The organism is Rhodobacter sp. TJ_12 (assembly GCF_020023995.1).
GTDB lineage: Bacteria > Pseudomonadota > Alphaproteobacteria > Rhodobacterales > Rhodobacteraceae > Rhodobacter.
Window position 1 is genome coordinate 102628 of record NZ_NRRD01000007.1, and the last position, 26434, is coordinate 129061.

25 protein-coding genes are annotated in these 26434 nt (G+C 62.7%); 18 read left to right on the forward strand and 7 right to left on the reverse strand.

Going from position 1 to position 26434, the window contains the following annotated elements; genetic code table 11:
• The first annotated feature begins 54 nt into the window (after positions 1-54).
• Together CKO11_RS07900 and CKO11_RS07905 are read left to right on the forward strand one after the other, a co-directional pair.
• Positions 55-483 (forward strand): SufE family protein, encoded by a 429-nt coding sequence (locus CKO11_RS07900; protein WP_223635929.1) that lies wholly within the window; start codon positions 55-57, stop codon positions 481-483.
• Between the two features lie 90 nt (positions 484-573).
• Complete coding sequence (locus tag CKO11_RS07905; RefSeq protein ID WP_223635932.1) at positions 574-1344, forward strand: gamma-glutamyl-gamma-aminobutyrate hydrolase family protein; 771 nt, start codon at positions 574-576, stop codon at positions 1342-1344.
• 4 nt (positions 1345-1348) lie between these two features.
• Here CKO11_RS07905 and CKO11_RS07910 read toward each other — a convergent pair whose 3' ends face one another.
• Genes CKO11_RS07910 through glmU form a run of 3 tightly spaced genes read right to left on the reverse strand, consistent with a single transcriptional unit; the run spans position 1349 to position 5343 of the window.
• Positions 1349-2182 carry a DNA alkylation repair protein gene (locus CKO11_RS07910; protein WP_263298423.1) on the reverse strand — a complete coding sequence of 278 codons (834 nt, stop codon included), beginning with the start codon at positions 2180-2182 and terminating at the stop codon, positions 1349-1351.
• Positions 2182-3996, reverse strand: coding sequence for a glutamine--fructose-6-phosphate transaminase (isomerizing) (gene glmS, locus CKO11_RS07915; RefSeq protein WP_223635935.1), 1815 nt, complete (start codon positions 3994-3996; stop codon positions 2182-2184). Before glmS ends, CKO11_RS07910 begins: the two co-directional genes overlap by 1 nt.
• Complete coding sequence (gene glmU / locus CKO11_RS07920) at positions 3997-5343, reverse strand: bifunctional UDP-N-acetylglucosamine diphosphorylase/glucosamine-1-phosphate N-acetyltransferase GlmU (RefSeq protein WP_223635938.1); 1347 nt, start codon at positions 5341-5343, stop codon at positions 3997-3999. It abuts the gene before it with no gap.
• 93 nt (positions 5344-5436) lie between these two features.
• On the opposite strand from glmU, the gene CKO11_RS07925 reads away from it, so the two are divergent.
• From CKO11_RS07925 to CKO11_RS07935, 3 genes are read left to right on the forward strand one after another with little or no spacing between them, the layout of a single operon-like run.
• Positions 5437-6111 carry an HAD-IA family hydrolase gene (locus tag CKO11_RS07925; protein WP_223635941.1) on the forward strand — a complete coding sequence of 225 codons (675 nt, stop codon included), beginning with the start codon at positions 5437-5439 and terminating at the stop codon, positions 6109-6111.
• Positions 6104-7324: an MFS transporter gene (locus CKO11_RS07930; RefSeq protein WP_223635944.1), complete on the forward strand. Its 1221-nt coding sequence runs from the start codon at positions 6104-6106 to the stop codon at positions 7322-7324. Before CKO11_RS07925 ends, CKO11_RS07930 begins: the two co-directional genes overlap by 8 nt.
• The gene (locus CKO11_RS07935) at positions 7317-8513 is read left to right on the forward strand and encodes a DegT/DnrJ/EryC1/StrS family aminotransferase (RefSeq protein ID WP_223635947.1); all 1197 of its coding nucleotides are present in this window, start codon (positions 7317-7319) and stop codon (positions 8511-8513) included. The genes CKO11_RS07930 and CKO11_RS07935 overlap by 8 nt, the downstream gene beginning before the upstream one ends.
• 15 nt (positions 8514-8528) lie before the next feature.
• Here the strand turns inward: CKO11_RS07935 and CKO11_RS07940 are convergent, their stop codons facing one another.
• From CKO11_RS07940 to CKO11_RS07950, 3 genes are all read right to left on the reverse strand, one after another.
• Complete coding sequence (locus tag CKO11_RS07940) at positions 8529-9326, reverse strand: hypothetical protein (protein ID WP_223635951.1); 798 nt, start codon at positions 9324-9326, stop codon at positions 8529-8531.
• 139 nt (positions 9327-9465) lie between these two features.
• Positions 9466-12363, reverse strand: a complete 2898-nt coding sequence (locus CKO11_RS07945) for an ATP-binding protein (RefSeq protein ID WP_223635954.1) — start codon at positions 12361-12363, stop codon at positions 9466-9468.
• Between the two features lie 30 nt (positions 12364-12393).
• Positions 12394-13020, reverse strand: a complete 627-nt coding sequence (locus CKO11_RS07950) for an oxidoreductase (protein ID WP_223635957.1) — start codon at positions 13018-13020, stop codon at positions 12394-12396.
• A 271-nt stretch (positions 13021-13291) separates the two neighbouring features.
• Between CKO11_RS07950 and CKO11_RS07955 the strand changes: the two genes are divergently transcribed.
• A complete protein-coding gene (locus CKO11_RS07955; protein ID WP_317851800.1) occupies positions 13292-13894 on the forward strand; it encodes a response regulator transcription factor in 603 nt (200 codons plus the stop codon).
• 180 nt (positions 13895-14074) lie between these two features.
• Here CKO11_RS07955 and CKO11_RS07960 read toward each other — a convergent pair whose 3' ends face one another.
• Positions 14075-14302: a hypothetical protein gene (locus CKO11_RS07960; protein ID WP_223635963.1), complete on the reverse strand. Its 228-nt coding sequence runs from the start codon at positions 14300-14302 to the stop codon at positions 14075-14077.
• A gap of 258 nt (positions 14303-14560) precedes the next feature.
• Between CKO11_RS07960 and CKO11_RS07965 the strand changes: the two genes are divergently transcribed.
• The 12 genes from CKO11_RS07965 to CKO11_RS08020 form a co-directional block, all read left to right on the forward strand.
• Positions 14561-15721, forward strand: a complete 1161-nt coding sequence (locus tag CKO11_RS07965; protein WP_223635966.1) for an acyl-CoA dehydrogenase family protein — start codon at positions 14561-14563, stop codon at positions 15719-15721.
• Complete coding sequence (locus CKO11_RS07970) at positions 15718-17322, forward strand: carboxyl transferase domain-containing protein (protein ID WP_223635969.1); 1605 nt, start codon at positions 15718-15720, stop codon at positions 17320-17322. The genes CKO11_RS07965 and CKO11_RS07970 overlap by 4 nt, the downstream gene beginning before the upstream one ends.
• A 114-nt stretch (positions 17323-17436) precedes the next feature.
• Positions 17437-19362 carry an acetyl/propionyl/methylcrotonyl-CoA carboxylase subunit alpha gene (locus tag CKO11_RS07975; RefSeq protein WP_223635971.1) on the forward strand — a complete coding sequence of 642 codons (1926 nt, stop codon included), beginning with the start codon at positions 17437-17439 and terminating at the stop codon, positions 19360-19362.
• Complete coding sequence (locus CKO11_RS07980) at positions 19359-20006, forward strand: glutathione S-transferase family protein (protein ID WP_223635974.1); 648 nt, start codon at positions 19359-19361, stop codon at positions 20004-20006. The genes CKO11_RS07975 and CKO11_RS07980 overlap by 4 nt, the downstream gene beginning before the upstream one ends.
• Positions 19999-20859 (forward strand): hydroxymethylglutaryl-CoA lyase, encoded by an 861-nt coding sequence (locus tag CKO11_RS07985; RefSeq protein WP_223635977.1) that lies wholly within the window; start codon positions 19999-20001, stop codon positions 20857-20859. Before CKO11_RS07980 ends, CKO11_RS07985 begins: the two co-directional genes overlap by 8 nt.
• Positions 20856-21638, forward strand: coding sequence for a crotonase/enoyl-CoA hydratase family protein (locus CKO11_RS07990; protein WP_223635980.1), 783 nt, complete (start codon positions 20856-20858; stop codon positions 21636-21638). Before CKO11_RS07985 ends, CKO11_RS07990 begins: the two co-directional genes overlap by 4 nt.
• Before the next feature lie 290 nt (positions 21639-21928).
• Positions 21929-22294 carry an NADH-quinone oxidoreductase subunit A gene (locus CKO11_RS07995; RefSeq protein WP_223636006.1) on the forward strand — a complete coding sequence of 122 codons (366 nt, stop codon included), beginning with the start codon at positions 21929-21931 and terminating at the stop codon, positions 22292-22294.
• Positions 22285-22818 carry a NuoB/complex I 20 kDa subunit family protein gene (locus CKO11_RS08000; RefSeq protein ID WP_076485612.1) on the forward strand — a complete coding sequence of 178 codons (534 nt, stop codon included), beginning with the start codon at positions 22285-22287 and terminating at the stop codon, positions 22816-22818. Before CKO11_RS07995 ends, CKO11_RS08000 begins: the two co-directional genes overlap by 10 nt.
• A 12-nt stretch (positions 22819-22830) precedes the next feature.
• Positions 22831-23430 carry an NADH-quinone oxidoreductase subunit C gene (locus tag CKO11_RS08005; RefSeq protein WP_223635983.1) on the forward strand — a complete coding sequence of 200 codons (600 nt, stop codon included), beginning with the start codon at positions 22831-22833 and terminating at the stop codon, positions 23428-23430.
• 44 nt (positions 23431-23474) lie between these two features.
• On the forward strand, positions 23475-24716 hold the full coding sequence (locus CKO11_RS08010; RefSeq protein WP_223635986.1) for an NADH-quinone oxidoreductase subunit D: 1242 nt from the start codon (positions 23475-23477) through the stop codon (positions 24714-24716).
• On the forward strand, positions 24716-26023 hold the full coding sequence (locus CKO11_RS08015) for an NADH-quinone oxidoreductase subunit E (RefSeq protein ID WP_223635990.1): 1308 nt from the start codon (positions 24716-24718) through the stop codon (positions 26021-26023). Before CKO11_RS08010 ends, CKO11_RS08015 begins: the two co-directional genes overlap by 1 nt.
• Positions 26024-26132: 109 nt before the next feature.
• Positions 26133-26434 (forward strand): hypothetical protein (locus CKO11_RS08020; protein WP_223635994.1); only part of this gene is annotated, 302 nt, incomplete at its 3' end.

Consider the following 26434-nt stretch of genomic DNA (forward strand, 5'->3'; position numbering starts at 1 on the left):
GGCTGGGCCTGTGCAGGCTACCCATGTTGCACCGCAGCAAGACCGGAGAGAGCCATGGCCAGCCCCGCCTTCGAAGAGATCGCCGAAACCTTTGACTTCCTTGACGATTGGGAAGACCGCTACCGCCATGTGATCGAAATGGGCAAGGCGTTGCCGCCGCTGGATGACGCGCTGAAGGTGCCCGCAACCAAGGTTGAAGGCTGCGCAAGCCAAGTCTGGCTGATGCCGCGGATCGATGGCACCGGGCCGCAGGCCGTGTTCGATTTTGAGGGCGCGTCGGACGCGATGATCGTGCAAGGGCTGATCGCGTTGCTGCATGCGCTTTATTCGGGCCTGACGGTGACCGAGGTGGGTGCGGTGGATGCCAAGGCGGAAATGGGTCGGCTGGGGCTTGATGCGCATTTGAGCGCGCAACGCTCCAACGGTTTGGCCGCGATGGTCGAGCGGATCCGCAAACTGGCCGCCGAGGTCGCCGCCGCCTAACCACCCCTGCGTTGATGCACAAAAGCTGCGCATGCCGAAAGCCTTGCGCATCTGCGCCGAGCCATTAGCTTGTGCGCAAAGGAGCATGTCATGGCAAGCGCAGCACATCGCCCGGTCGTCGGGATCATTGGCAACCGCGGTCTTTTGAACGACCACTACCCGATCCATGAGGGCGGGCAGATGAATTCCTGTGCGGTGGCGAATGTGTCCAATTGCATTCCGCTCTTGATCCCCGCCGACCCCGAGATGGTCAGTGTTGAAGAGTTGATGCAGGTCTGCGACGGGTTTTTGTTCACCGGCGGGCGTCCCAACATCCACCCCGAGGAATATGGCGAAGAACCGACCGAGAAACACGGCGCTTTCGACCGCGCGCGCGACGCGATCACGCTGCCCTTGGTGCGCGCCTGTGTCGAACGCGGTCAGCCGTTCTTTGGGATCTGTCGTGGCTTTCAAGAGGTCAACGTGGCCATGGGCGGCACGCTGCACCCTGAAATTCGCGAATTGCCGGGCCGGATGAACCATCGCATGCCGCCCGAAGGCACGTTGGAAGAGGCTTTCGCCTTGCGTCACAAGGTTTTTCTGGAGCCGGGCGGAAAGTTTGCGCAGCTTTTCGGGGCCGATGAGGTATTGACCAACACCTTGCACGGGCAGGGAATTTGCCAGCCCGGGCCGCGCATCGTGATCGAGGGCCGCGCCGAAGATGGCACGCCAGAGGCGATCTATGTCGATGACGCGCCGGGCTTTGCGCTCGCGGTGCAATGGCATCCGGAATGGAATGCATCGCAAGACCCGGTGTCGCGGCCGTTGTTTGAAGCTTTTGGCGATGCGGTGCGGGCTTGGGCGGCCGCGAAACGCGGCTAAACGCTCATGTCAGGTATTTCGTGGCTTCCTTGCGGGCAAAGGGCTTGAGCCTGTCGCCATGGGCGGCCAGCCAGTCGCGCACCGCTTGCGCATCATGTTTGGACAATTCGCGCAGCCACCAGCCGATGGCCTTTTGAAGAAACCAGTCCCGTTCGGGGGCAAGCGTTTCACACCACCCCAGAACGCGGGCGCGGATCGCCTGCTCTTCCGCGCTTGGATTGTTCGATTTGGTAAAGGGCAATGTGATGACGAGCGCAGCGCGCCGGGTCCACATGTTCGAATTCTGCAACCAGCCTTCAACGTGATCGATCCGCTCCGGCACGGCCAGAAGCCGCCGACCCCCGGCATTACAGGCATGATCGGCCACCGCCCAACCCTGAAAATCCGGCGCCCAGCTTGCGATCAGATCCCACACCGCATCGTCAGGGCGGATGCGCGCTTGGGTCAGCAGTTTCGTGGCGGCAATCATCGCCTCATGCACATCCGACCGCCACAGCCCTTCGGCCAGCGCGATCCGTTCGTCGAGCGTGCATTGCGCACGCCACAGCCGCGCCATGTCTTCGATCAGCGGAACGGTGATCCCCAGATAGCGCCGGTCGATCTTGTGATAGGCGGCGGCCCCCGCTGCCCGTTCCGCGTCACCGCAGCTTTCCAGCGTCGCGAGGGCTTCCTCGACACTTGGCGGCGGGCCAAGGTCTTCCTCCTCGGCCTCCGCATATTGCGTATATTCTGCATCAGAGGCCGCATAGGCGGCAGCTTCGGCGGCCAGCCGTGCCTCTTCTTCGGTCATCGGGCGGTCTTCGGCCACGATCACCCGGCTGCGGCGCTTGCGGCCCATTATTCCACCGTCACCGATTTGGCGAGATTGCGCGGCTGGTCCACGTCGGTCCCCTTGGCGATGGCTGTGTGATAGGCCAGCAGTTGCGCGGGCAGCGCATAAAGGATCGGCGCAAAGGGCTCGGCCACTTCGGGCAGGCGCAGATGCGCCCATGTGCCCTCTGCCGCGCTGTTGACGCCTTTGCCATCGGTCACCAAAAGCACCTTGCCGTGGCGCGCCATAACCTCTTGCATGTTTGACACGGTCTTGTCGAACAGCCGGTCATGCGGGGCGAGCACGATCACCGGCACCGTGCGGTCAATCAGCGCGATGGGACCGTGTTTCAATTCGCCCGACGCATAGCCCTCGGCATGGATGTAGCTGATTTCCTTGAGTTTCAGCGCCCCTTCCAAGGCCAGCGGATACATCGGCCCGCGCCCAAGGAACAAAATATCCTGCGCCTCGGCCAATTGTCCGGCGAGCTTGGCGATCTCGTCCGAGGTGGCCAGAGCGGCATTCATCAGGCCGGGCAGGGCGCGCAATGTATCAAGATGCGCCCCAAATTCTGCCGATGTCAGCTTACCCCGGTCGCGCCCGGCCTTCAGGGCCATTACGGCAAGCGCAAGCAATTGACAGGTAAACGCTTTTGTCGAGGCGACGCCGACCTCGACCCCCGCAAGGATCGGCAATGCCACGTCGGCTTCGCGCGCGATCGACGATGTGGCGACATTGACCACCGCCACTGTCTTGTCGACCTTGCCCGCACAATAGCGCAGCGCGGCCAGCGTATCGGCGGTTTCGCCCGATTGGCTGACGAACAGCGCAAAGCTGGCCTTGGGCAGCGGCGGTTCGCGGTAGCGAAACTCCGAGGCGACATCGATTTCACAGGGCAGGCCGGCCAAGCTTTCAAACCAGTATTTCGCCACCGAACAGGCGTAGAAGGCCGTACCACAGGCCACCAGCGTCAACCGCTCAATGTTGGAAAAGTCTAAGTCTTGGGGCAGATTCACGCCGTCTGCCGTTAGATAATGTCGCAAAGCGTCACCCAAGACCACGGGTTGCTCGGCGATTTCCTTGGCCATGAAATGCTTGTAGCCCGCCTTTTCCACCTGCGTGGCGCTGCTGTTGACCACGGTTTGCTCGCGCTGCACGACCACGCCGTCATGGTCAAAAATCGCGACGCCCGCGCGGGTGACAAAGGCGTAATCGCCTTCCTCAAGATAAGTGATCCGGTCAGTGAAGGGGGCAAGCGCAATCGCATCCGAGCCCACAAACATTTCGCCTTCGCCATGGCCGATGGCGAGCGGCGAGCCTTTGCGCGCCGCGATCATCAGATCGTCTTGCCCCTCAAACAGCCACAAAAGCGCAAAGGCCCCCTCAAGCTTGTTCAAGGTGGCAATCGCCGCCGCATGCGGGTCCATGCCGCGATCCATATGCAGCCGCGTCAAAAGCGCCACGGTTTCGGTATCGGTCTGGGTTTCGGGGGTGATGCCTGCCCCAGCCAGTTCGGCGCGCAAGTCGCGGAAATTCTCGATGATCCCGTTATGCACCACCGCCACCGGGCCCGAACGATGCGGATGCGCATTGCCGGTGGTGGCGGCGCCGTGGGTCGCCCAGCGGGTGTGGCCAATGCCAATCCGGCCCGCAAGCGGTTCATGCACCAAAAGGTCGGACAGGCTGGCCAGTTTGCCCACCGCGCGACGCCGGTCCAGCCGGCCCGCGTTCACCGTGGCGATGCCTGCGCTGTCATAGCCGCGATATTCAAGCCGCTTGAGGGCTTCGACCAACAGCGGGGCGACTTCGTGCTTGCCCAAAATGCCAATGATGCCGCACATTTACGCCCCCTTACCCTGCGCGGCCTTTTTCGCGCGCAACATCTCGAACAGTTTCGTGGCCAGACCGGGTTTGGTCACTTGTTTCGCGCGACCAAGTGCCAAAGCCCCAGCAGGCACATCTTCGGTGATGGTCGAGCCGGACCCCGTCAGCGCGCCATCGCCCACCGTCACCGGCGCGACCAGCATCGTGTCAGAGCCGATGAACGCATTGGCGCCAATCACGGTGCGATGCTTGGACACCCCGTCATAATTGCACGTCACCGTGCCCGCACCGATATTCGTGCGCTCGCCCACAACGGCATCGCCCAGATAGCTCAGATGCCCCGCTTTCACGCCCTCGCCAAGGGCGGCGTTTTTTAACTCGACGAAATTGCCGATATGCACATCTTCGGCCAGTTCGGTGCCACCGCGCAGTCGCGCGAAGGGGCCGATCGTCGAGCCGCGCGAAATATGGCAATCTGCCAAATGGCAAAAGGCTTCGATCCGCGCGCCGCTTTCAACCGTCACGCCGGGGCCAAAGACAAGGTTCGGGCCCAGCACGACATCGCGCCCGATCCATGTATCCAGCGCGAAATAAACCGTTGCCGGGTCGACCATGGTGACGCCGTTTTCCAACGCCTCGGCGCGGGCGCGGGCCTGAAACAGGCTTTCGGCGCGGGCCAGTTCGGCGCGCGTATTGATGCCCAAAGTCTCTTCTTCCGCGCAGCGCACAACCTCGGCGACATAGCCTTTTTCGCGTGCCCCCGCGATGATGTCAGTCAAATAGTATTCGCCCGCCGCATTGTCGTTTTTCAATTCGCGCACCAAAAGCGCCAGCAACGAGGCATCGCAGCAGATCACCCCGGAATTGCACAAGGTGATCGCGCGTTCCGCCTCGGTCGCATCTTTGTATTCGACGATGCGTTCAAGCCGGTCTCCTGTGGCCACCAACCGCCCATAGCGGCCCGGATCGGCGGCTTCAAAGCCCAGCACCACCACATCGGCGGTGCTTTCGGTCAGCGCCTCAAGCGTTTCGGGGCGAATGAAAGGCGTGTCGCCGTAAAGCACCACCACCTTGCCCTCAAAGCTTGGGATCTGCAAAAGCGCTTGGGCGACCGCATGGCCGGTGCCCAATTGCTCGGGCTGATAGGCGATTTCCGCCTCGGGGTCGAATTTGGCGACCGCCTTCGCCACCGCTTCGGCCCCATGGCCAACCACCACCACCGATTTTTCGGGTGCCAGCCGCCCGCCCGCCGCCAAAGCATGCGCCACCAGCGGCGCGCCGCCAATCTGATGCAATACCTTGGGAAGGTCGGAATTCATGCGGGTGCCTTGGCCCGCGGCCAAGACGACAAGCGCAACTGCCATGAGGATCCCTTTTCTTCTGCTCTGGCCTGTTTTACCGATACCATATCTCCTCGCAAGAGGGCGGGGATCACACAATCTTTCGGGGGCGTAACAGTGGCGACGGTGGTTTTCGATCTGGATGGCACGCTTGTGGATACTGCGGCCGATCTTGTGGCGGCGGCGAATGCCTGCTTCGCCGCGCGCGGCATGGGCACGCCGCTCGACCCGATAGCGGATGCGAAAACCGCCTTTCATGGGGGCCGGGCGATGCTGGCGTTGGGCCACGCGCGCCATGGCACCGCCGATGCCGCGAGCCTGATCGAAGAGGATTACCTGCGCCTGTTGGCCCATTACGCCGATCATATTTGCGTGCATTCAAGGCTTTATCCGGGCGCGGCGGGGGCGGTGGCCACGTTGCGCAGCGCGGGGTATCGCACCGCGATCTGCACCAACAAGCCAGAGGTGCTGGCGCGGGATCTGATTGATGAACTGGGCGTGGCCAGCCTCTTTGATGCCTTGATCGGGGCCGATACGTTGCCCACCCGCAAGCCCGATCCCGCGCCGTATCACGCGGCGGTGGCGCGTGCGGGGGGGGTGGTGGCGCGTTCGCTGTTGATTGGCGATACCGAAACCGACCGCGAGACCGCGCGCGCCGTGGGGGTGCCCTGCGTGTTGGTGGGCTTTGGTCCTGAAGGGGGGGCGATTTCTCGGCTGGCCCCCGAAGCGATGCTGGACAGCTATGCCGATCTGTCGGGCGTGATGGCACGGCTTTTGCCTTTGCATGGCTGAGCGCGCCCTTCCGCGCCGGGCCGGGCTGTTCATCCTGGCTGTGGTCTTTATCGATATGGCGGGGCTGGGGCTGATTATCCCGGTCTTGCCCCGGCTGATCGAAGAGGTGGGCGGCATCGCGGTTTCGGATGCGGTGCAGGTGGGGGGCTGGCTTTATGCCAGCTATGCGCTGGCGCAATTCACGGCCGCGCCCTTGATGGGGGCGCTGTCGGATCGGTTCGGGCGGCGTCCGCTGTTGCTGTTGGCATTGGCGGGGCTTTGCGTCGATTATCTGCTCTATGCGCTGGCGCCCAATTTGGCGTGGCTGTTCGTCGCGCGAATTACCGCAGGCATTTGCGGGGCGACGCCGGTGATCGCCAATGCCTATGTGGCCGATATTACCCCGGCAGGGGAGCGTGCGCGCGCCTTTGGGCGCTTGGGCGCGGCGCTCGGTTTGGGCTTCGTGATGGGGCCAGCCCTTGGCGGGCTTTTGGGCACCTTGGGGCCGCGCGTGCCGTTTTGGGTGGCGGCGGGCTTGGCGGGGATGAACCTGGTCTGGGGAATTTTCTTTTTGCCCGAAACGCTTGCGCGCGGAAAACGGCGTGCGATCCGCTGGCGTGAGGCAAACCCCTTTGGCGTCTTTGCGGTGTTTCGCCGGGCGCGGGGGACCACGCGGCTTCTGGTGGTCTTTGTGATTTATGCCTTCGGCTCGGCCATCTATCCGGCGATTTGGCCGTTTTGGGGGATCGCGAAATTCGGCTGGTCAGAAGCGGTGATCGGCCTGTCCCTGGCTGCATTCGGCATTGTTTGGGCGGTCTTTCAAGGCGTGCTGACCGGCCCCGCCGTTGCCTGGCTGGGGGAGCGGCGCGCCGCGCTTTTGGGGCTGATGATCGCTTGGCTTGCCGCTGCTGGCTATGGGTTTGCGGGTGGGATCGGCGCGGTGGTCTTGCTGTTGCTGTTTCACGGGCCTGAAGGCTTTGCCCAGCCCGCGCTCACAGCGATGATGTCGCGCGCGGTGCCTGAAGAAGAACAAGGTGCCCTGCAAGGCGGCATCGGCGCACTGGGCAGCCTGGCGATGCTGGCAGGGACCTTGTTCTTTGCGCAGGTTTTTGGCTATTTCCTCTCAGACGCCGCGCCGGTGCAAAGCCCCGATGCTGCTTTTTTCATTGCCGCGCTTGTGCTTGCGGTGCCTTGTTTGATCTTTGCCTTGCAAAAGGACCCCGCCGATGGATGACACTTTGGAAGTCTTTAGCGGCAATTTCACCCAACAAGAGCCGATTTCCGAGGCCGGGATCGCTGCGGCGCTGGCGGTTTTGCAATCTGGTCGCTTACACAGATACAACATTTCACCGGGTGAAATTGGCGAGGTGGCGGCGCTAGAGGTCGATTTTGCAACATTTACCGGGGCGCGCTATTGTCTTGCCGTGGCCTCGGGGGGGTATGCGTTGGGCTGCGCTTTGCGCGCCCTTGGCGTGGGGCCGGGGGATCGGGTTTTGACCAATGCCTTCACGCTTGCCCCGGTGCCGGGGGCGATTGCCGCGCTGGGGGCCGAGCCGGTCTTTGTCGAGGTGACCGAGGATCTGGTGATCGATCTCGATGATTTGGCCGACAAGGCCACCTCCGCCGGGGCCAAAGTGCTAATGCTAAGCCATATGCGCGGCCATTTGTGCGATATGGACCGGTTGATGGAGATTGCCGAGGCCGCCGGGCTGCAGGTGATTGAAGATTGCGCGCATACGATGGGGGCTGCGTGGCGCGGCACGCCCTCTGGCCGACACGGGATCATTGGGTGTTATTCCACCCAGACCTACAAGCATATGAATTCCGGCGAGGGCGGCTTGATCGTTTCCGACGATCCGGTGGCGATGGCGCGGATGATCTTGCTGTCGGGCAGCTATATGCTTTTTGATCGGCACCGCGCCACGCCCCCGCCCGAGGTGTTTGAGGGCTTGAAATACAACACGCCCAATGTCTCGGGGCGGATGGACAATCTGCGCGCCGCGATCTTGCGCCCGCAAATTGCCGAATTGCCGGAAAAGATTGCCCGTTGGACCGCGCTTTACCGCGCGCTGGAGGCGGGGCTTTCTGCCACGCCGGGTTTGCGGGTGATCCCGCGTCCCCAAGAAGAGACCTTTGTGGGCTCTTCTTTCCAGTTCCTGCTGCCCGGCTGGGCCGCGCCGCGTATCTTGTCGCTCGTGGCGCGCTGCGCTGCGCGCGGGGTCGAGCTGAAATGGTTCGGGGCCGAGGAACCCGTTGCCTTCACCTCGCGCCATCAAAGCTGGCGCTATGCCCCCGCGCAGCATCTGCCGCGCACCGATCACGTTCTCGCGGGACTGCTCGATTTGCGTCTGCCGCTCACCTTCTGTGAGGCGGATGCGGCGACCATCGCCCGTATTTTGGATCAGGAGGTTCGGCGGATGTGATCCGCCGCGGTCGGGTTAGCTGCCCGAGGCCATATTGGCTTCGGCCATGCGCTCTTGCCAGATCGCATTGTTGATCGGCGCTTCGGCCAGCGCGAATTCAAAGCTGGCAAAGGCACAGGGCAGGCGCAGCGTGATATCGGCAAGCGCCAGACGCTCCAGACCGAAATCATGGCCCGCCACTTCTTCGGACATCAGTACGATGGAGATGTCGGGGCGGCCTTCGCGCAGGCGCATCAGGCTTTCCGCCATCGTCGCCACGCCGCCCAGCGTGTCAAGGTCAACGATCAACAGCGCGCCATGGGGCGCGGACCAGATCGGCGAAGTCGGGTGCAGCGCGGCAATACGGCGGAACGGCAGACCGTGTTCAGAAATCCATTCGACACAGGGCAGATCGGCCCCGGCGCGGCGCGACAGGAGCAAAACCAGCGAAACATCGTCGACATCAAGTGCGTGGAACTTCGGCGCCGCTTGGGGAAGCGACGCCGAAGCCGGTTGTGTGGTGGTGTCCTGCGCGGAGAGCTCGGCGGTGGGGGCCGCCTCGGGGGAAAGTTCGGAGGAGAGATCCGCGACATCGGTCTTCGCCGGCGTCATCGGCAGCCGGTGCAGGGGCGTCACGCGGGTGAACCCCGCGCTGAAGCCTTCGCTGAAGCCCCGGTGATAGGCCGCCCGCTCGGCGCGTTGGGCCTGTTCCTTGCTCACCGAGGTGGAGGTGGTTGCAAAAGGGGCCCGAAGACGCGCGGCCAGCCGCCCAAACCACGGCCCAAGCGCGGAAACGTTCTGCGCGGGATGCGGGGTACTGTGAAGCCAGACCATGGGACGTCCCTTCTTTAACCTAATTGCAAGGTTAATTGGCGTTAGGGAAATCTGGCAAGGGGTCTGAGGGGGTCAAAATACACTCATAAGTATAGTTTAGCGCTACAAAAGTAAGGGATGGGGAGCTTCCGCCCTTGGTTTATGCGCCTGCATTGGCCTGATTTTGTGGGGCCCCGGGGGTGCTGGGGGGTACAACCCTTGCGCGTGTCGCGGACCAAACGGCGGGCAAGGCGATCAAGGCGGCGGCCACCGGGTCGCTGGGCGGCGCGCCCGGCGCGGCATGGCGCAAGGGCGTATCGATCGCCTTCAGCGTGCGGTGCAGCCGCTCTGCGCCCATCAAGGCGGCCGAGCCCGCAAGCTTGTGCGCAAGGGCCGCCGTGGCCGCCGGTTCGGCCTGTGCCGCCGCGGCGGTAAGGCGCGGCAGCATCGCCTCGGCTTCGTTCATGAACTGGTTGAGCGTTTGCGCCATCAGCTCGTCGCCCAGAGATTGCGCAAGGTCGGTATGGGTTTCGATATTGAGCAAGGGCGCATCGGCGGCGGGCGCCTTGGAGCCGTTGCTGGCGGTGCCATTGGGCTTGGTTGGGCTGGTTCGGGGCAGGGGCACGCGCGTCGGTGCCGGGGGCGTGAGCGCAACAGCCGGTTGCGGCGCGGGGGCGGCGGGCTTGGGCGCGGCGCTGGTCTTTGCAAGCCGCCCGCCCTCGCGCAGTTCGTCGGCCAGCACCTGTTCGAGGATCTTGCGCGTGATCGGCTTGGCAATCACCCGGCACACGCCAGCCGCTTCCAGCCGCGCCCGCGCCTCTGGCAAGACATTGGCGGTGACCGCGATCACCGGTGTATGCTTGTTGGGACCATCGCCCGCGCGAAGGGCCTCGGTCGCCTCGATCCCGTTCATGCGCGGCATGTTCAAATCGATCAAGATCACGTCAAAGCGCCGTTTCTGCGCCGCCTCGACGCCTTCTATCCCGTCGCGCGCCTCGTCGAAAAGGTGGCCGCCCCGGCGCAGCATCTCGCACAGCACGACACGGTTGATGTCATTGTCCTCGACCACCAGAACCTCGATCGGGCCTTCGATCGGGCCTTGGGCCGGCGTTTGGGGGCCGGAGGGGGCGCTCTCACCGTTGCCGGCGGCCGGTTCGGCGCGGCGCGGGGTCAAGACCAAGGGCGTATCGGCCGACACATGGATCGGGGCTTCGGGTTCGTCCCCCCAATTGAGGGGGGCGGGCTTGGGCGCGGATGTGGCGGCGGGGGCCGTCTCGGGCACCTTGAGAACCACCGGCGCGGGGACGGTAAACCAGAAAGCCGCGCCCTGACCCGGCTCGCTTTCGACGCCGATTTCGCCGCGCATCGCCCGCACAAGACGGCGGGCAATCGACAGGCCAAGACCGGTCCCCGTCGCCTCGCGCGACAATTCTGGGTCAAGCGTCACGAAATCGTCGAAGATCCGTTCCGTCTGATCGGGCGGAATGCCGATCCCGGTGTCGATCACGCGATATTCAAGCGTGTTCTGGTCGCGGTGATATTCCACCTCAATCGACACGGTCCCGTCGCGGGTGAATTTGATCGCATTGCTGACGAGGTTGATCAGCACTTGCCGGATACGCAGCGCATCGCCTTCGACTGCGGCGGGCAGATCGCCCTCGGCATGGGCCAAAAGCCGGTCGCCGCGCGCGGCAGCGGTGCCCGCCTGCATCTGCACCACCTCGTCAGCCACGGCCATCGGTGCATAGGGCGCACGGGTGAGCGAGAATTTCCCCGCATCAAGCCGTTCCACGTCCAGCGTGTTGTTGACATGCGACAGAAGAATTTCGCCCGCCTTCTGCATCGAGCTGACAAAGCGGCGCTGGGTGTCATCCAGCTCGGTTTCGCTCAGCAGGTCGACCGTGCCCAAAAGCCCGTTGAGCGGGTTGCGCATCTCGTGGCTCATCACCGCGACAAATTCGGATTGCGCGCGTTCGCCCGCCATCGCGGCATCGCGCGCGTCGATCAACTCTTGCTCGGCAGCCACCCGGTCGGTGATGTCGCGCAGATATCCCACGAAAATTTCCGATTTGCCGATCCGCGTTGCGGTGACCGACAGCTCTGCCGGGAACAATTCGCCGTTCTTGCGCCGCGCCTGCAGGCCAATCAGCCCATGCCCGGCGATGCGCGGCACGCCCCCCGCACGATAGCGTTTGAAGCCCGAGTCATGCGCGGATTTCATGTGATGGGGCACGATCAACTCGGTCATCGGCGCGCCGATCGCCTCTTCGCGGCTGTAGCCAAAGACCTTTTCGGCAGCGCCATTAAATTCGATCACCCGCGCATCCTGATCGACCACGATCACCGCATCGATCGAGGTGCCGATCACCGCTTCAAGCCGTGCTTTGGCGGAGGAAAGCGATTGCGTCTGATTGCGCCCATAGCGCCACAGCCACCATGTTCCGACAAAGCCCGCCGAAACCGTCGCCAGAAGCGCGGCCGTTAACGTGGCCAGCCGGATCAGCGAGTCAAACACCTGCTCGCGCTGCTCCATCGCGCGCTCGGCAAAGGCGCGCACCCCATCAAGCGACAGGGTGCGGACATCTTGCATGACTGCGGTGGTCGTGGCGCGCAACTCGGGCAAGGCCGCGGCCAATGTCTTGGGCCCGGCGTCGATCCGGGCGGCCGTCTCTTCGGTAAAGCTTTCGATCCGGTCGAGCGCCGTTGCCGCCGGGGGCGAGATCAGCACATCCGCAAAGCCGCTGCCTTCGGTAATCGTCTGCACGCGCGCATAAAAGATATCGAAGTTGCGTACGAAATCGGCCAGCGTTTTCGGGTCCGCTGGGTTGGCACGCAACAGCGCCGCATCCATGTGGAAATATTCCACCTCGAGTTGCGCAAGCGTCCATTGCAGGCTGTCAGAATTGGCGATCGCCAGATGGTCAATCTCTGAGCGGACCGAAACGCCATAGCGATAAAGCCCGGCCACCGCGCCAAACAGCAACACCACAAGACCCGCGAAAAGCAGGTTGCGCCAGGGCTGCGGAGGATCGCGGAACGGGTTTCGACTTTCGTGCATCAGCTCTTCGGGGGCGGTTCTGGGCGCAGGTTACGGCAGAACCTCGATCCGGTCCACCTGCCAGACCGAGCGGGAATAGACGATCTCATTGCGATAATCTGGTCCCTGATCATAGGGATAAACGAGCCATAACGGCCCTTTTTCTCGGATCGTCATCATTTGCCCGTCACGGCGATCGGCCAAAAGCGGGCTGGAGGGGCCAAGTTCCGCAACCGGGATATCCACCGCGTAATCATTCAGCGCGCGCACCCGCAAGACCCCGCGCGTCACCCCGAGCCGGTCCGCAAGGGCTTGCAGATCGACCCCGTCGAACTGCATCACGCCGCTGGTCCAGATTGTCGAGGTGGCAAAACCGTTGCGCGGTAATGCATTGAGCATGGCCGCATCGAAGCGGGCGGCGCGGCCCCCTTGCGGTGCGCTGCCATTGCCGGTGGCGATGGCGCCCGTGACGGTCAGCAGCACGCGCCCGCGCGGAATGTCAAGCGGCGCAAGCGCCGCTGTTGGTGTGGCGGCGGTGTCGGTTTTCGCCGCAGGCTCCGAAGTCAGTTGCGGCGGCACGATTTGCAGGGCCTGCGCGTAAAGGGCCGAAATCACTCCGGCGCCCCCGATCAGGCACAGGAGCAACACGGCGACCACCGCCGATCTTTTGATGGGCACTCTGTTCCCCTCCGAACCCGCGCGACGGACGCAGTTTCGCATAGCCTTCCTGCCACACCACAGGTGGATAAGTATATGGGGCTAGCCCTAAGTGTGCCCCTTGCACTACCTTGGGTAGTATGCTTGGTGCTTAGGGCGAAGCCGGGAAAAACAAACCCGCGCCTCTCTTGCAATGGCTCCGGTTCTTTAAGATTACCTTTGGAGCGGACCGGGCAGGGGGTAAATCTGGTCCCGCGGCCGGGGGGGCTGCAGGGCAATTTCGGAGGTGAGTGTGAAACTGTTGATTGCCGACGATCATGACCTTGTGCGTGACGCGATCGCTGCGTTGCTGCGCACGGGGGGGTGTGAAGAAGTCGCTGTGGCGGGCAATCTTTCCGAAGCGCTTGACCAAGTCGCAGCCGAAGGTCCGTTCGACCTTGTGCTTCTGGATTATGACATGCCGGGCATGGATGGGCTGAACGGGCTGACGCAGATGAAGCAGCAATATCCCGATCAAGCTGTGGCGATCATTTCCGGCGTGGCGCGCCCGGCTGCAGCGCGCGAGGCGCTGGATGAAGGTGCGATTGGCTTTGTGCCAAAGGCGCTGCCCGCGCGTTCGATCATCGGCGCGGTAACGCTCATGGCGTCCGGATCGGTCTTTGCGCCCTTCGATTTTCTTAAGCAAGACGATGCGCCCACGATGGGCGGGCTTTCCCCGCGTGAAACCGAGGTGTTGCGCGGCATTTGCGCCGGGCGTACCAATAAGGAAATCGCGCGCGAGATGGACCTTCAGGAAGTCACGGTGAAGCTGCATGTGCGCACGCTGACCCGCAAGATCGGGGCGCGCAACCGCACCCATGCGGCGATGATCGCGCGCGAACATCACTGGTTTTGATCCGTTCCTTCGGGGGCGTTGACGGAGCCGGCGCCGCGAAGTGCCGCGCCAGATGGAATTTAGACCGTCTTGCGATAATTTTGGAGGCGGCGCCTGGGACACCGCCTCCTGCCGCCGGATCGAGATTGCTCGGCGGGCTTCCGGATCTCTGGTTGGGACGGCGAGAGCCGGAAAACGGTGTCAGCGGGGCGAGGGGAAACTCACCACTTCGGCGGAATGTATAGGGGTGCATTCCGCCAACGTCCGGCCCAGAGGAAGGCGCGGAAACACCACCGGCTCCATCTGTTCGATGGCTTGATGGAGAGAAGCTGCCACTTCTTCCAGGCCTTCGTTGCGGCAATAGTCATTCATCTCGATCAGCACGGCATACATCCATGCATGCTGGCTCGCTTTCGCAATTGTGCTCACGGCATCCTCGGCTGCGCAGCTATCCCTATTTGACGACATTTACCATTTTTTTCCAAGGCTTCACGGGATCGAGAGTTTAGCGCAAACACGCAAAAGTGCGCTTTATATACAAAAGGCGTGTGACGTTCCGTCAGACTTTGGTTTAGGCCGCGCCGCCGCTTGACGGAATCGCATTTCCGGGCAATGAAATGAACGTGCGTTCAATAAGGGCGTCAAAAGGCCCAAATCGACCGGGCCGGCAGCATTCGGGAGGAGAGAATGTTCGAAGCTTCGATGCGGTTCGATCTGGGAGAGGATATCGCGGCGCTGCGCGACATGGTGCAGGGCTGGGCGCGCGCCCGGCTGGGCCCGCTGGCTGAAAAGGTGGACAAAGACAACCTTTTCCCAAATGAACTTTGGGCTGAAATGGGCGAATTAGGCCTTTTGGGGATTACCGTGCCCGAAGCTTATGGCGGTTCTGGTATGGGCTATTTGGCGCATGTTGTGGCAACCGAAGAAATTGCCCGCGTTTCGGCGAGCATCTCGCTCTCTTACGGGGCGCATTCAAACCTATGCGTCAACCAGTTGAAGCTGAACGGAACCGAGGCGCAAAAAGCAAAATACCTGCCCGATCTGGTGGCGGGCCGCAAAATCGGCGCGCTGGCGATGAGCGAAAGCGGCGCGGGGTCGGATGTGGTGGGCATGAAGCTGCGCGCGGTCAAGCGCGACGGGCATTATCTGCTCAATGGCCATAAATACTGGATCACCAATGGCTGCGATGCCGATACGCTGGTGGTTTACGCGAAAACCGCCCCCGAAGCGGGGTCGAAGGGGATCACCGCCTTCATCGTTGAAAAGGGGATGAAAGGCTTCACCACCAGCCAGCATTTCGACAAGTTGGGGATGCGGGGTTCGAACACGGCACAGCTTTTCTTTGATGATTGCGAAGTCCCCGAAGAAAACGTGCTTGGCCAAGAAGGCAAGGGGGTGCGCGTGCTGATGTCGGGGCTCGACTATGAGCGCGTGGTGCTGTCGGGCATTGGCACAGGGATCATGATGGCCTGTCTCGATGAGGTGGTGCCCTACGCGAAAGAGCGGCACCAATTCGGCCAGCCGATTGGTAATTTCCAACTGATGCAGGCGAAAATCGCCGATATGTATGTCGCCACCAACACCGCGCGCGCCTACACCTATGAGGTGGCCAAGGCCTGTGATCGGGGCGAAGTCACCCGCCAAGATGCCGCCGCGACGGTGCTTTATGCCTCTGAACAGGCGATGGTGCAGGCGCATCAGGCTGTGCAGGCTTTGGGCGGGGCGGGGTTCCTCAATGACGCGGTCGTGTCGCGATTGTTCCGCGATGCGAAGCTGATGGAAATCGGCGCGGGCACCTCGGAAATTCGGCGCATGTTGATCGGGCGCGAATTGGTGGGCGCGCAATGAAGCTGACCTCCGCAATCATTCCCGCGTCAGAGACCTTTCGCGCCAACCGCGCGGCGCATCTGGCGATGCTCGATCCGGTGCGCGCAGCGGCAGCCTTGGCCGCGGCCGGCGGGGGCGCAGCGGCGCAAGAGCGCCATACCGCGCGCGGGAAAATGGCTCCGCGCGAACGGGTTGCCGCTTTGCTCGACCCCGGTTCTCCCTTTCTTGAAATTGGCGCCACCGCCGCACATGGGCTCTATGATGGTGCCGCTCCTTGTGCGGGGGTTATTGCCGGGGTGGGGCAAGTCTGCGGGCAGGAGGTGATGGTGGTCGCCAATGATGCCACGGTGAAGGGCGGCACCTATTACCCGATGACGGTGAAAAAACACCTGCGCGCGCAAGAAATTGCCGAGGAATGCGCGCTGCCCTGCCTTTATCTGGTGGATAGCGGCGGCGCGAACCTGCCCAACCAAGATGAGGTCTTTCCCGACCGCGATCATTTTGGCCGCATCTTCTACAATCAGGCGCGGATGTCGGCTAAGGGCATTGCGCAAATCGCTGTGGTGATGGGCTCGTGCACGGCAGGTGGGGCCTATGTGCCCGCGATGTCGGATGTCACGATCATCGTGCGCGACCAGGGTACGATCTTTCTTGCGGGGCCCCCTTTGGTGAAGGTGGCGACGGGCGAGGTGGTCACCGCAGAAGATTTGGGCGGCGGCGATGTGCATACGCGGCTTTCGGGTGTCGCAGATTATTTGGCCGAAGATGATGCCCATGCGCTGGCGCTCGCGCGGCGCGCGGTGGGCAACCTGAACCGCACCAAACCCACCACAGTGGCGTGGCAAAGCCCCGAAGAGCCCGCCTATGACCCCGAGGAAATTCTGGGCGTGGTGCCCGCCGATCTGCGCACTCCCTATGATATCCGCGAGGTGATCGCCCGCGTGGTGGATGGCTCGCGCTTTGACGAGTTCAAGGCCCGCTTTGGCGAAACCATCGTCACCGGCTTTGCCCATGTCATGGGCTGCCCGGTCGGCATTGTGGCCAATAATGGTGTGCTGTTCTCTGAGGCCGCACAAAAGGCCGCGCATTTCATCGAGCTGTGCTCCACACGCTCTATCCCGCTCGTTTTTTTGCAAAATATCACCGGCTTCATGGTCGGGCGCAAATATGAAAACGAGGGGATCGCCCGCCATGGGGCGAAAATGGTCACCGCCGTTGCCACCACTTCGGTGCCCAAAATCACCATGCTGGTGGGTGGCTCTTTCGGGGCGGGCAATTACGGTATGGCCGGGCGCGCCTATTCCCCCCGCTTTCTTTGGACATGGCCAAATGCGCGCATCTCGGTGATGGGGGGCGAACAGGCGGCAGGTGTTCTGGCCACCGTCCGGCGCGAGGGGATCGAGCGCAAGGGTGGCACATGGTCTGCCGAGGAAGAGGCTGAATTCAAGCGCCCCACGATCGAGATGTTCGAGCGTCAAAGCCACCCGCTTTATGCCTCGGCCCGGCTGTGGGACGATGGCATCGTCGATCCGCGCAAAACCCGCGAGATTTTGGCGCTCAGCCTGTCTGCCAGCCTGAATGCGCCCATCGCGCCGACGCAGTTCGGGCTGTTCCGAATGTAACTTTTCTGCCCTTTCCATCGGTATTTGCAGCCAGATGCGCGGTTTTAGCTTTCATCTTGCAACATATACCCAAGGGCACGGGGCCCCGCTCCGCATTGGCCAAGGGAGAGCGCCATGTTTTCCAAGATCCTGATCGCCAACCGGGGCGAAATTGCCTGCCGCGTGATCGACACCGCCCGGCGTTTGGGCGTCGCCACGGTCGCGGTGTATTCCGAGGCGGATGTCGGCGCGCGCCATGTGGCGTTGGCGGATGAGGCGGTGGCCATCGGCGGGCCGCGCCCGGCAGACAGTTATCTGCGGGGCGATGTGATCATTCAAGCGGCGCGCGACACCGGCGCGCAGGCGATCCATCCGGGCTATGGGTTCCTGTCTGAAAACCCCGATTTCGTCGAAGCGGTAGAAGCCGCAGGGCTGACCTTCATCGGCCCTTCGGCGGCGGCGATCCGCGCGATGGGGCTCAAAGATGCCGCCAAGGCGCTGATGGCCCAGGCGGGCGTGCCCGTGGTGCCGGGCTATCACGGTGACAACCAAGATCCCGAGCATTTGGCGGGGGCGGCAGAGGCTGTTGGCTTTCCGGTTTTAATCAAGGCCGTGGCGGGGGGCGGCGGCAAGGGCATGCGCCGGGTCGACCGCGCAGAAGATTTCATGGAGGCCCTCAAAAGCGCGCAGGGCGAGGCGCAAACCGCCTTTGGCAACCCCGCTGTTTTGATTGAAAAATATATCGAAATGCCGCGCCATATCGAGGTGCAGGTCTTTGGCGATGGCACCGAGGCGGTGCATCTGTTTGAGCGTGATTGCTCGCTGCAACGCCGCCATCAAAAAGTGATCGAAGAGGCCCCAGCCCCCGGCATGACCGATGAAATGCGCGCGGCAATGGGCCAAGCCGCCGTGCGCGCGGCACAGGCGATTGGCTATAGCGGCGCGGGCACGGTCGAGTTCATTGTCGACGGGGCCGAGGGGCTGCGCCCGGATCGGTTTTGGTTCATGGAAATGAACACCCGCCTTCAAGTCGAACACCCGGTGACCGAGGCGATCACCGGCATTGATCTGGTGGAATGGCAATTGCGTGTGGCAAGTGGTGCGCCTTTGCCCGCCCGCCAAGAGGCTTTGCAGATCAAGGGTCACGCCTTCGAGGCGCGCCTTTATGCCGAAGATGTCCCCGCAGGTTTTCTGCCTGCTACCGGCACGCTGGCCCATCTACACTTTCCCGCCGATGTGCGGGTGGACACCGGCGTGCGGCAAGGGGATGCAATCAGCCCGTGGTATGATCCGATGATTGCCAAGATCGTGACCCATGCGCCCACCCGCGCTGCCGCATTGAACCTTTTGGCCAGCGCGCTGACGCGCACAGAGGTGGCTGGGACCACCACCAATCTTGGGTTTTTGGCCCGGCTTGCGCGGCATCGCGGCTTTGCCGAAGGCGCGGTCGATACCGGGGTGATTGCGCGCGATTTGGAGCACCTTGCCGCGCCGACAGCGGTGCCCGCTGCCGCGCGCGCGCTTGCTGTGATTGCGGCGGCGGGGCTGCATGAAACCCCGGGCCAAGGCTTCACGCTTTGGGCCCCCCTGCGCCGTGCGGTGGATTTTGAGGACCCCGCCTTCGTGCAGATCACAGGGCCGAACCGGATCATGGTCGAGGTGGCGGGCAAGCAGCATGATTGTACCCTGCACCCCGATGGCTGGTGGGTCGATGGCCGCAAGACCGGGGCACGGTTCCATCGCACGGGGGATCAGATCACCGTCTTTTTGCAGGGCGCGCATGTCTTTGCCTGCCCCGATCCATTGGACCGCCAAGCGCATGGCCCTGCCTCTGATCTGACACTGGCGCCGATGCCGGGGCTGGTGAAGGCGGTCTTTGTCGCGCCGGGGCAGGTTGTCGCGCCGGGGGATCGACTTGCGGTGCTCGAAGCGATGAAAATGGAACATACGCTGTGTGCGGCTCGCGCCGGCGAAGTTGCACAAGTGCTGGTGGCGCCCGGCGCGCAGGTCGAGGCCGGCGCTGCGTTGATACGGCTGGCAGAAGAGGAGGAGGCGGCATGACGATCTTGCATCACGTGCCCGGATCGCGCTCGCATCGGGTGCTTTGGTTGCTGGAGGAACTGGGCGAAGAGACCGAGATTCGCACGTGGTCGCTGACCGGGGGTGATTTGCGCAGCCCCGAATTTCGCGCGCTGTCGCCTGCTGGGCGCATCCCCGCGCTTCAAATCGATGGGCAGGTGATTTTTGAATCCGGCGCCATCGTACAATATCTGACGGAAACCCGCGCCCGGCTGGCACCGGCGCCCGGCACAGCCGAGCGGGCGGCCTTTCTGGAATGGCTCAGTTTTGCGGAAACGCAGGCCAATATCCTGCAAGCGCTGAATATTCATCACATCTTCTTGCGCCCCGAAAGCGCGCGCTCTGTGCCCTTGATGACGCTTGAGACCAAGCGTTTGGCGGTGACGATGCAGGCCATGGAGGCGCATCTGACCGGGCGCGATTGGTTGCTGGATGAATTTTCGGCCGCAGATTGCATGTTTGGTTTCAACATGGATGCGATGTTTCGCTTTGTGCCGCGCGCGGGCTTTCCGGCGCTGAGCGCTTGGACCGCGCGCGCGCAGGCGCGGCCCGCGCATCAACGCGCAGTCGAAAAGGGCGGGGCCAGTATGTATGCGCAAGATTTTTACGAGCTGCCCGATGGCTGAGCGGGTCGAAATCGTGGAAATGGCGCCGCGCGACGGGTTGCAAAATGAAAAGCGCCCGATCCCGACGGCGGAGAAGATCGCGCTGGTGAATGCGCTTTCCAAGGTTGGCTACAAGCGGATCGAAGTGGCTGCCTTCGTGTCGCCCAAATGGGTGCCGCAAATGGCCGATGGGGCCGCAGTTCTGGCGGGGATCACGCGCGCGCCCGGCGTGCATTACACTGCGCTGACACCCAATCTGAAGGGCCTTGCCGCCGCGCGGGCTGCGCAGGTGGATGGGGTTGCGGTCTTTGCTTCGGCCTCCGAGGGGTTTTCGCAAGCCAACCTGAATTGCTCAATCGCGGAAAGCCTTGAGCGGTTTCGACCGCTGGTCGAGGCGGCGCGCGCCGCCAATCTGCCGGTGCGGGGCTATGTCTCGATGGTGACCGATTGTCCGTTTGAGGGGGCGATCCCGCCCGCGAAAGTGGCGCGGGTTGTGGCGCATCTGCGGGTGATGGGCTGCGATGAGGTGAGCCTTGGCGATACCATCGGCCAGGCGCATCCCGAAAGCGTGCGCGCGATGCTGGCGGCGGTGCTGGAGGAAATGGACCCCGCCCAGCTTGCTGGCCATTTCCATGATACCGCTGGACGCGCGCTGGACAATATCGAGGCAAGCCTTGCCCAAGGGCTGCGGGTCTTCGATGCCGCAGCCGGGGGTTTGGGCGGATGTCCTTATGCGCCCGGTGCGGCGGGAAATGTCGCAACAGAAGCCGTGGCGGCGCATTTGGCCCGGCTCGGCTATGAAACGGGGCTAAATATGGCGCAGCTTGCGCAGGCGGCGGCACAGGCGCTTGCGATGAAAGGAGAGCATCCATGACCGAGACGATCCGGCTGGAGCGGGACGGGCGGGGCGTGGTGACGCTTTGGCTTGCGCGGGCGCACAAGCATAATGCCTTGGATGCGCAGATGATTTCGGAAATCACTCAGGTGATCCGCCATCTGGGTCATGACGAGACCGTGCGCGTCGTGGTGCTGGCAGCAGAGGGAAAAAGCTTCTGCGCGGGCGGCGATCTACGCTGGATGCTGGCGAATATGACCGCCAGCGCCGCAGAGCGCGCGGCCTCGGCCCGCGCTTTGGCGGATATGTTGGCCGCGCTCGACACCTGCCCCAAACCGGTGATCGGGCGGGTGCAGGGCAATGCCTTTGGTGGCGGTGTCGGCATGATTTCGGTGTGCGATGTGGCCGTGGGCGTGCCCGCTGCGCGCTTTGGGCTGACCGAAACCAAGCTGGGCCTGACGCCTGCAACGATTTCGCCCTATGTCGTCGCGCGGATGGGGGCGGCGAAGGCAAGGCGGGTTTTCATGTCCTCGCGGCTGTTCGATGCGCAAGAGGCGCAGGCGCTCGATCTGCTGGCAAACGTCGTGCCCGAGCCCGATTTGGACGCCGCGGTTGAGGCCGAGGTGGCGCCCTATTTGGCCTGTGCGCCCGGGGCCGTGGCCGAGGCGAAAGCGCTGATACAGATGCTGGCCAAAGCGGGCGACTCAGCCCCGCAAGAGGCGACCATCGCCGCGCTGGTCAAACGCTGGGAAAGCGACGAGGCGCGAGAGGGAATCGCAGCCTTTTTCGAAAAGCGCGCGCCCCTTTGGACAATATGACCTTGTGAAGTGACGGAATCACAATACACTTTCCCGACGACGCCGATTCTCGGCCATTTCCCGCGATTTCGCGGGGTGAGACGTAATGCCGCATTGCGGCATGTCGATTCTGCGCTTGCGAGAGTCGCAAAAAACAGTGTGCATCGGTATACAAATTGCGCTTTTCGCCCCGAAACAGGGCTGCGCTCGGTTGACCGGCATGGGGGGGAAGGCTATTCCTCCCTTGATCCGGAAGCCGTGCGGGAAGGCGCGGCTCGGGGCAAGGAGGGGCTCTCATGCAAGATGCGTTGATGACCGGACTGTTGCGGGAATACCTGCCGATCCTCGTGCTGTTGGCGATGGCGATCGCCTTGGGATTGGTGCTGATCCTTGCCGCGGCAGTAATTGCGATCCGCAACCCGGACCCGGAAAAGGTCTCGGCCTATGAATGCGGGTTCAACGCATTTGACGATGCACGGATGAAATTCGACGTGCGGTTCTACCTCGTGTCGATCCTGTTCATCATCTTCGATCTGGAAGTGGCGTTCCTATTCCCTTGGGCGGTGTCGTTCGGGGAAATCTCGATGACGGCCTTTTGGTCGATGATGGTGTTTCTGGGTGTGCTGACTGTTGGCTTTGCCTATGAATGGAAGAAGGGGGCGCTGGAATGGGCGTGATGACCGGGCCGAATACGGCTGCCGCCGATATGGATGTAGCGGCCGCCGCGCTCAACCGCGACCTGCAAGACAAGGGCTTCTTGCTTACCACCGCCGAAGACATCATCAATTGGGCGCGCAACGGCTCGCTGCACTGGATGACCTTTGGTTTGGCCTGCTGCGCGGTCGAAATGATGCATACCGCGATGCCGCGCTATGATGTGGAACGCTACGGGTTTGCGCCGCGCGCCTCGCCGCGCCAGTCTGACGTGATGATCGTTGCGGGCACGCTGACCAACAAAATGGCCCCGGCATTGCGCAAGGTCTACGACCAGATGCCCGAGCCGCGCTATGTGATCTCGATGGGCTCGTGTGCGAATGGCGGCGGTTATTACCACTACAGCTATTCGGTGGTGCGCGGCTGTGACCGCATCGTTCCGGTCGATATTTACGTTCCCGGTTGCCCGCCCTCGGCAGAGGCGCTGATGTATGGTATCTTGCAATTGCAGCGCAAGATCCGCCGCACCGGCACGCTGGTGCGCTGAGGAGGGCAGAGGATGAGCGAACTGCTGCAAGAACTGGCTGCGCATATCGAAATGAAGCGCGCCGATGATGTTGTCTCGACCAAGGTCGAGTTTGACGAACTGACCATCACCGTCACCCCGGCGGGGATTTTGCGCTTTGTCGAATTCCTGCGCGACGATCCGACCTGCCGGTTTTCGACGCTGATCGACATCACCGCCGTGGACTGGCCCGAGCGTCAGGCCCGGTTTGAGGTGGTGTGGCACTTCCTGTCGATGTGGCGCAACCAGCGCATTCGCGTAAAGGCCAGCGTGCGCGAAGATGAAATGTGCCCCTCGATCGTCGATGCCTTTCCGGTGGCCAATTGGTATGAGCGCGAAATCTTCGACATGTTCGGCGTGATGTTCTCGGGTCATCCCGATTTGCGCCGCCTGCTGACGGATTACGGCTTCCGTGGCCATCCTTTGCGCAAAGACTTCCCGACCACGGGCTATGTTGAGCTGCGCTATGACGAAGTGCTCAAACGCGTGGTCTATGAGCCGGTCAAGCTGACGCAGGAATACCGGCAATTCGATTTCCTGAGCCCCTGGGAAGGCGCGCATTATGTGCTTCCCGGTGACGAGAAACAGGGCTGAGCCGTGGCGAAGGCCCTGGCGGTGAAGGAAGAAAGGTGAGGAGCATGGACGGCGACATCCGGCAGAATACCTATGACGACGGTTCGCATGATGTGCTGACCGGCGAACAAAGCATCCGCAACTTCAACATCAACTTCGGCCCGCAGCACCCTGCGGCGCACGGCGTGCTGCGGATGGTGCTGGAGCTTGACGGCGAGATCGTCGAACGGGCGGACCCGCATATCGGCTTGCTCCATCGTGGCACCGAAAAGCTGATGGAAAGCCGCACCTATCTGCAAAACACGCCCTATTTCGACCGGCTCGATTATGTGGCGCCGATGAACCAAGAACATGCCTGGTGCTTGGCGATTGAGCGTCTGACGGGCACCGTGGTGCCACGTCGCGCCTCGCTCATACGGGTGCTGTTTTCCGAAATCGGCCGTATTTTGAACCACCTGCTGAACGTGACCACGCAAGCGATGGACGTTGGCGCACTGACGCCGCCGGTCTGGGGCTTCGAGGAACGCGAGAAGCTGATGATCTTCTACGAGCGGGCCTGTGGCGCGCGTCTGCACGCGAACTACTTCCGCCCCGGTGGTGTGCACCAAGACCTGCCGCCCGCGTTGGTTGATGACATTGAGCAATGGGCGCATGAATTCCCGCAAAAGCTTGATGATATCGAGGGGCTCTTGACCGAGAACCGGATCTTCAAGCAGCGCAACGCCGATATCTGCATCATCACTGAAAAAGAGATCACCCAATGGGGCTATTCGGGGGTGATGGTGCGCGGCTCGGGGCTGGCGTGGGATTTGCGCCGCAGCCAACCCTATGAATGCTACGATGAATTCGACTTCAAAGTGGCTGTCGGCAAGAACGGCGATTGCTATGACCGCTATCTTGTCCGCATGGCCGAGATGCGCGAGTCGACCAAGATCATCTTGCAGGCGGTGGAAAAGCTGCGCGCGCCCGAAGGGCAGGGCGATATCTTGGCCCGAGGCAAGATGACCCCGCCCAGCCGGGGCGATATGAAAACCTCAATGGAAGCGCTGATCCATCACTTCAAACTTTACACCGAGGGGTTCAAAGTCCCTGCGGGTGAGGTTTACGCCGCCGTCGAGGCGCCGAAGGGCGAATTTGGCGTCTATCTGGTGGCCGATGGCACCAACAAGCCCTATCGGGCCAAGATCCGGGCGCCGGGCTATGCGCATCTGCACTCGATGGACGCTGTGGCCAAGGGCCACCAACTGGCCGACGTGTCGGCCATCATCGGCACGATGGATATCGTGTTCGGGGAGGTCGACCGCTAATGCTGCGCCGCTTGCATCATGAACAACCCGAAAGCTTTGCTTTCACGCCTGCAAACTTGGCTTGGGCCGAAGCGCAGATGACGAAATATCCCGAGGGTCGTGAAGCCTCGGCGATCATTCCGCTTCTGTTCCGCGCGCAAGAGCAAGAAGGCTGGCTGACCAAACCGGCGATTGAATATGTCGCCGATATGCTGGGTCTGCCCTATATCCGCGCGCTGGAAGTGGCGACCTTCTACTTCATGTTCCAACTCCAACCGGTTGGTTCGGTGGCGCATATCCAGATTTGTGGCACGACCTCGTGCATGATCTGCGGGGCCGAAGATCTGATGGCGGTGTGCAAACGCAAGATTGCCGCGCATCCGTTCGAACTGTCGGAAGATGGCAAGTTTTCGTGGGAAGAGGTGGAATGCCTTGGCGCCTGCGCGAATGCGCCGATGGCGCAGATCGGCAAGGATTACTACGAAGACCTGACCGAAGAGAGCCTTGAGGCGCTTCTGGAGGCGCTGGCCAAGGGGCAAACCCCGCGCGCCGGTTCGCAAACCGGGCGTTTCTCGTCCGAACCCGCTTCGGGCCTGACGGCCTGCATGGAAACGGCGGGCGATAAGGAAGCGACGAACGGCTCTGTTACTCGGGCGCTGGCACTGGGCGACGGCGTCAAGCGCATTGATGGCAGCGAAGTCGCGCTTTCCGCGCCCTGGCAGGCGGGGGGCCGGTTGGGGCCGATCGGGTTGATGGGCGCGCGTCCGAAGACCGCTGCGCAACAGGCCGAGGAAAAGGCGAAAGCCGACGCCAAGCCGGAACCGAAAGCCGAGCCCGTGCCGAAAGCCGAGGCAGCGCCCGAGCCGGTGGTGCATGCCGCCAAGGAGGCTGCGCCGAAACCGGCAACGCCCAAGGCTGCAGCGGAACCCGCGCAGGTTGAACCGCCAAAAGCACAAACCACGGCTGAGCCAGCCGCGACGCCGGCCCCGGCCAAAGCCAAGGCCAAGAAAGGCCCGGTGGTTCTGGACGTGGAGGCGGGCGAGGGCGTGCAGCCGCAAGGGCTTGATGCCCCGCGGGCGGGCCAAGCCGATGATCTGAAAACGATCGAGGGCATCGGCCCGGTGCTGGAGGCCCTGTGCTACGATCTGGGCATCTACCATTTCGACCAGATCGCCAAGTGGGGCGCGGATGAGGTGGCCTGGATGGACAGTAACCTCAAAGGCTTCAAGGGCCGTGTCACCCGCGACAAATGGGTGGCCCAAGCCAAGATCATCACCGAGGAGGGCGTTGCCCGCTTCCTCGAACGCGCCAAAACGAACGATTACTAAGACGGAAGACAGACTGACGAAAGACTTGGAAGACTAGATCAAACCAAAAGGGCGCAAGGGGGCGAGACGTCCGCCGCCACAGCCCGGGATGAGGGAAAGGAAAGGCAAAATGTCGATGAACGACGCTGAATGCCAAACTAATGCCCGGAAATTTGGGGGTGTCGTCGGGGCCATTATTTTTGTGGCGCTGTGGCAACTCGGCTCCAACTCGGTCGGCGCCGCCTTCGTGGCTGGCGTGGCCTCTGCGCTGATCGTGGCGCGCACCACCTGCTACGTGATGGGCTGCCTGCCCAAGAAAACCGAAATGACCTCCGCTGAGCCGGTGGCGAAGGCGGCCCCCGCTGCCAAACCCGCTGCGCCCGCGCCCGCCCCGAAACCTGCGCCGCAACCGGCGCCTGCCCCGGCTGCGGC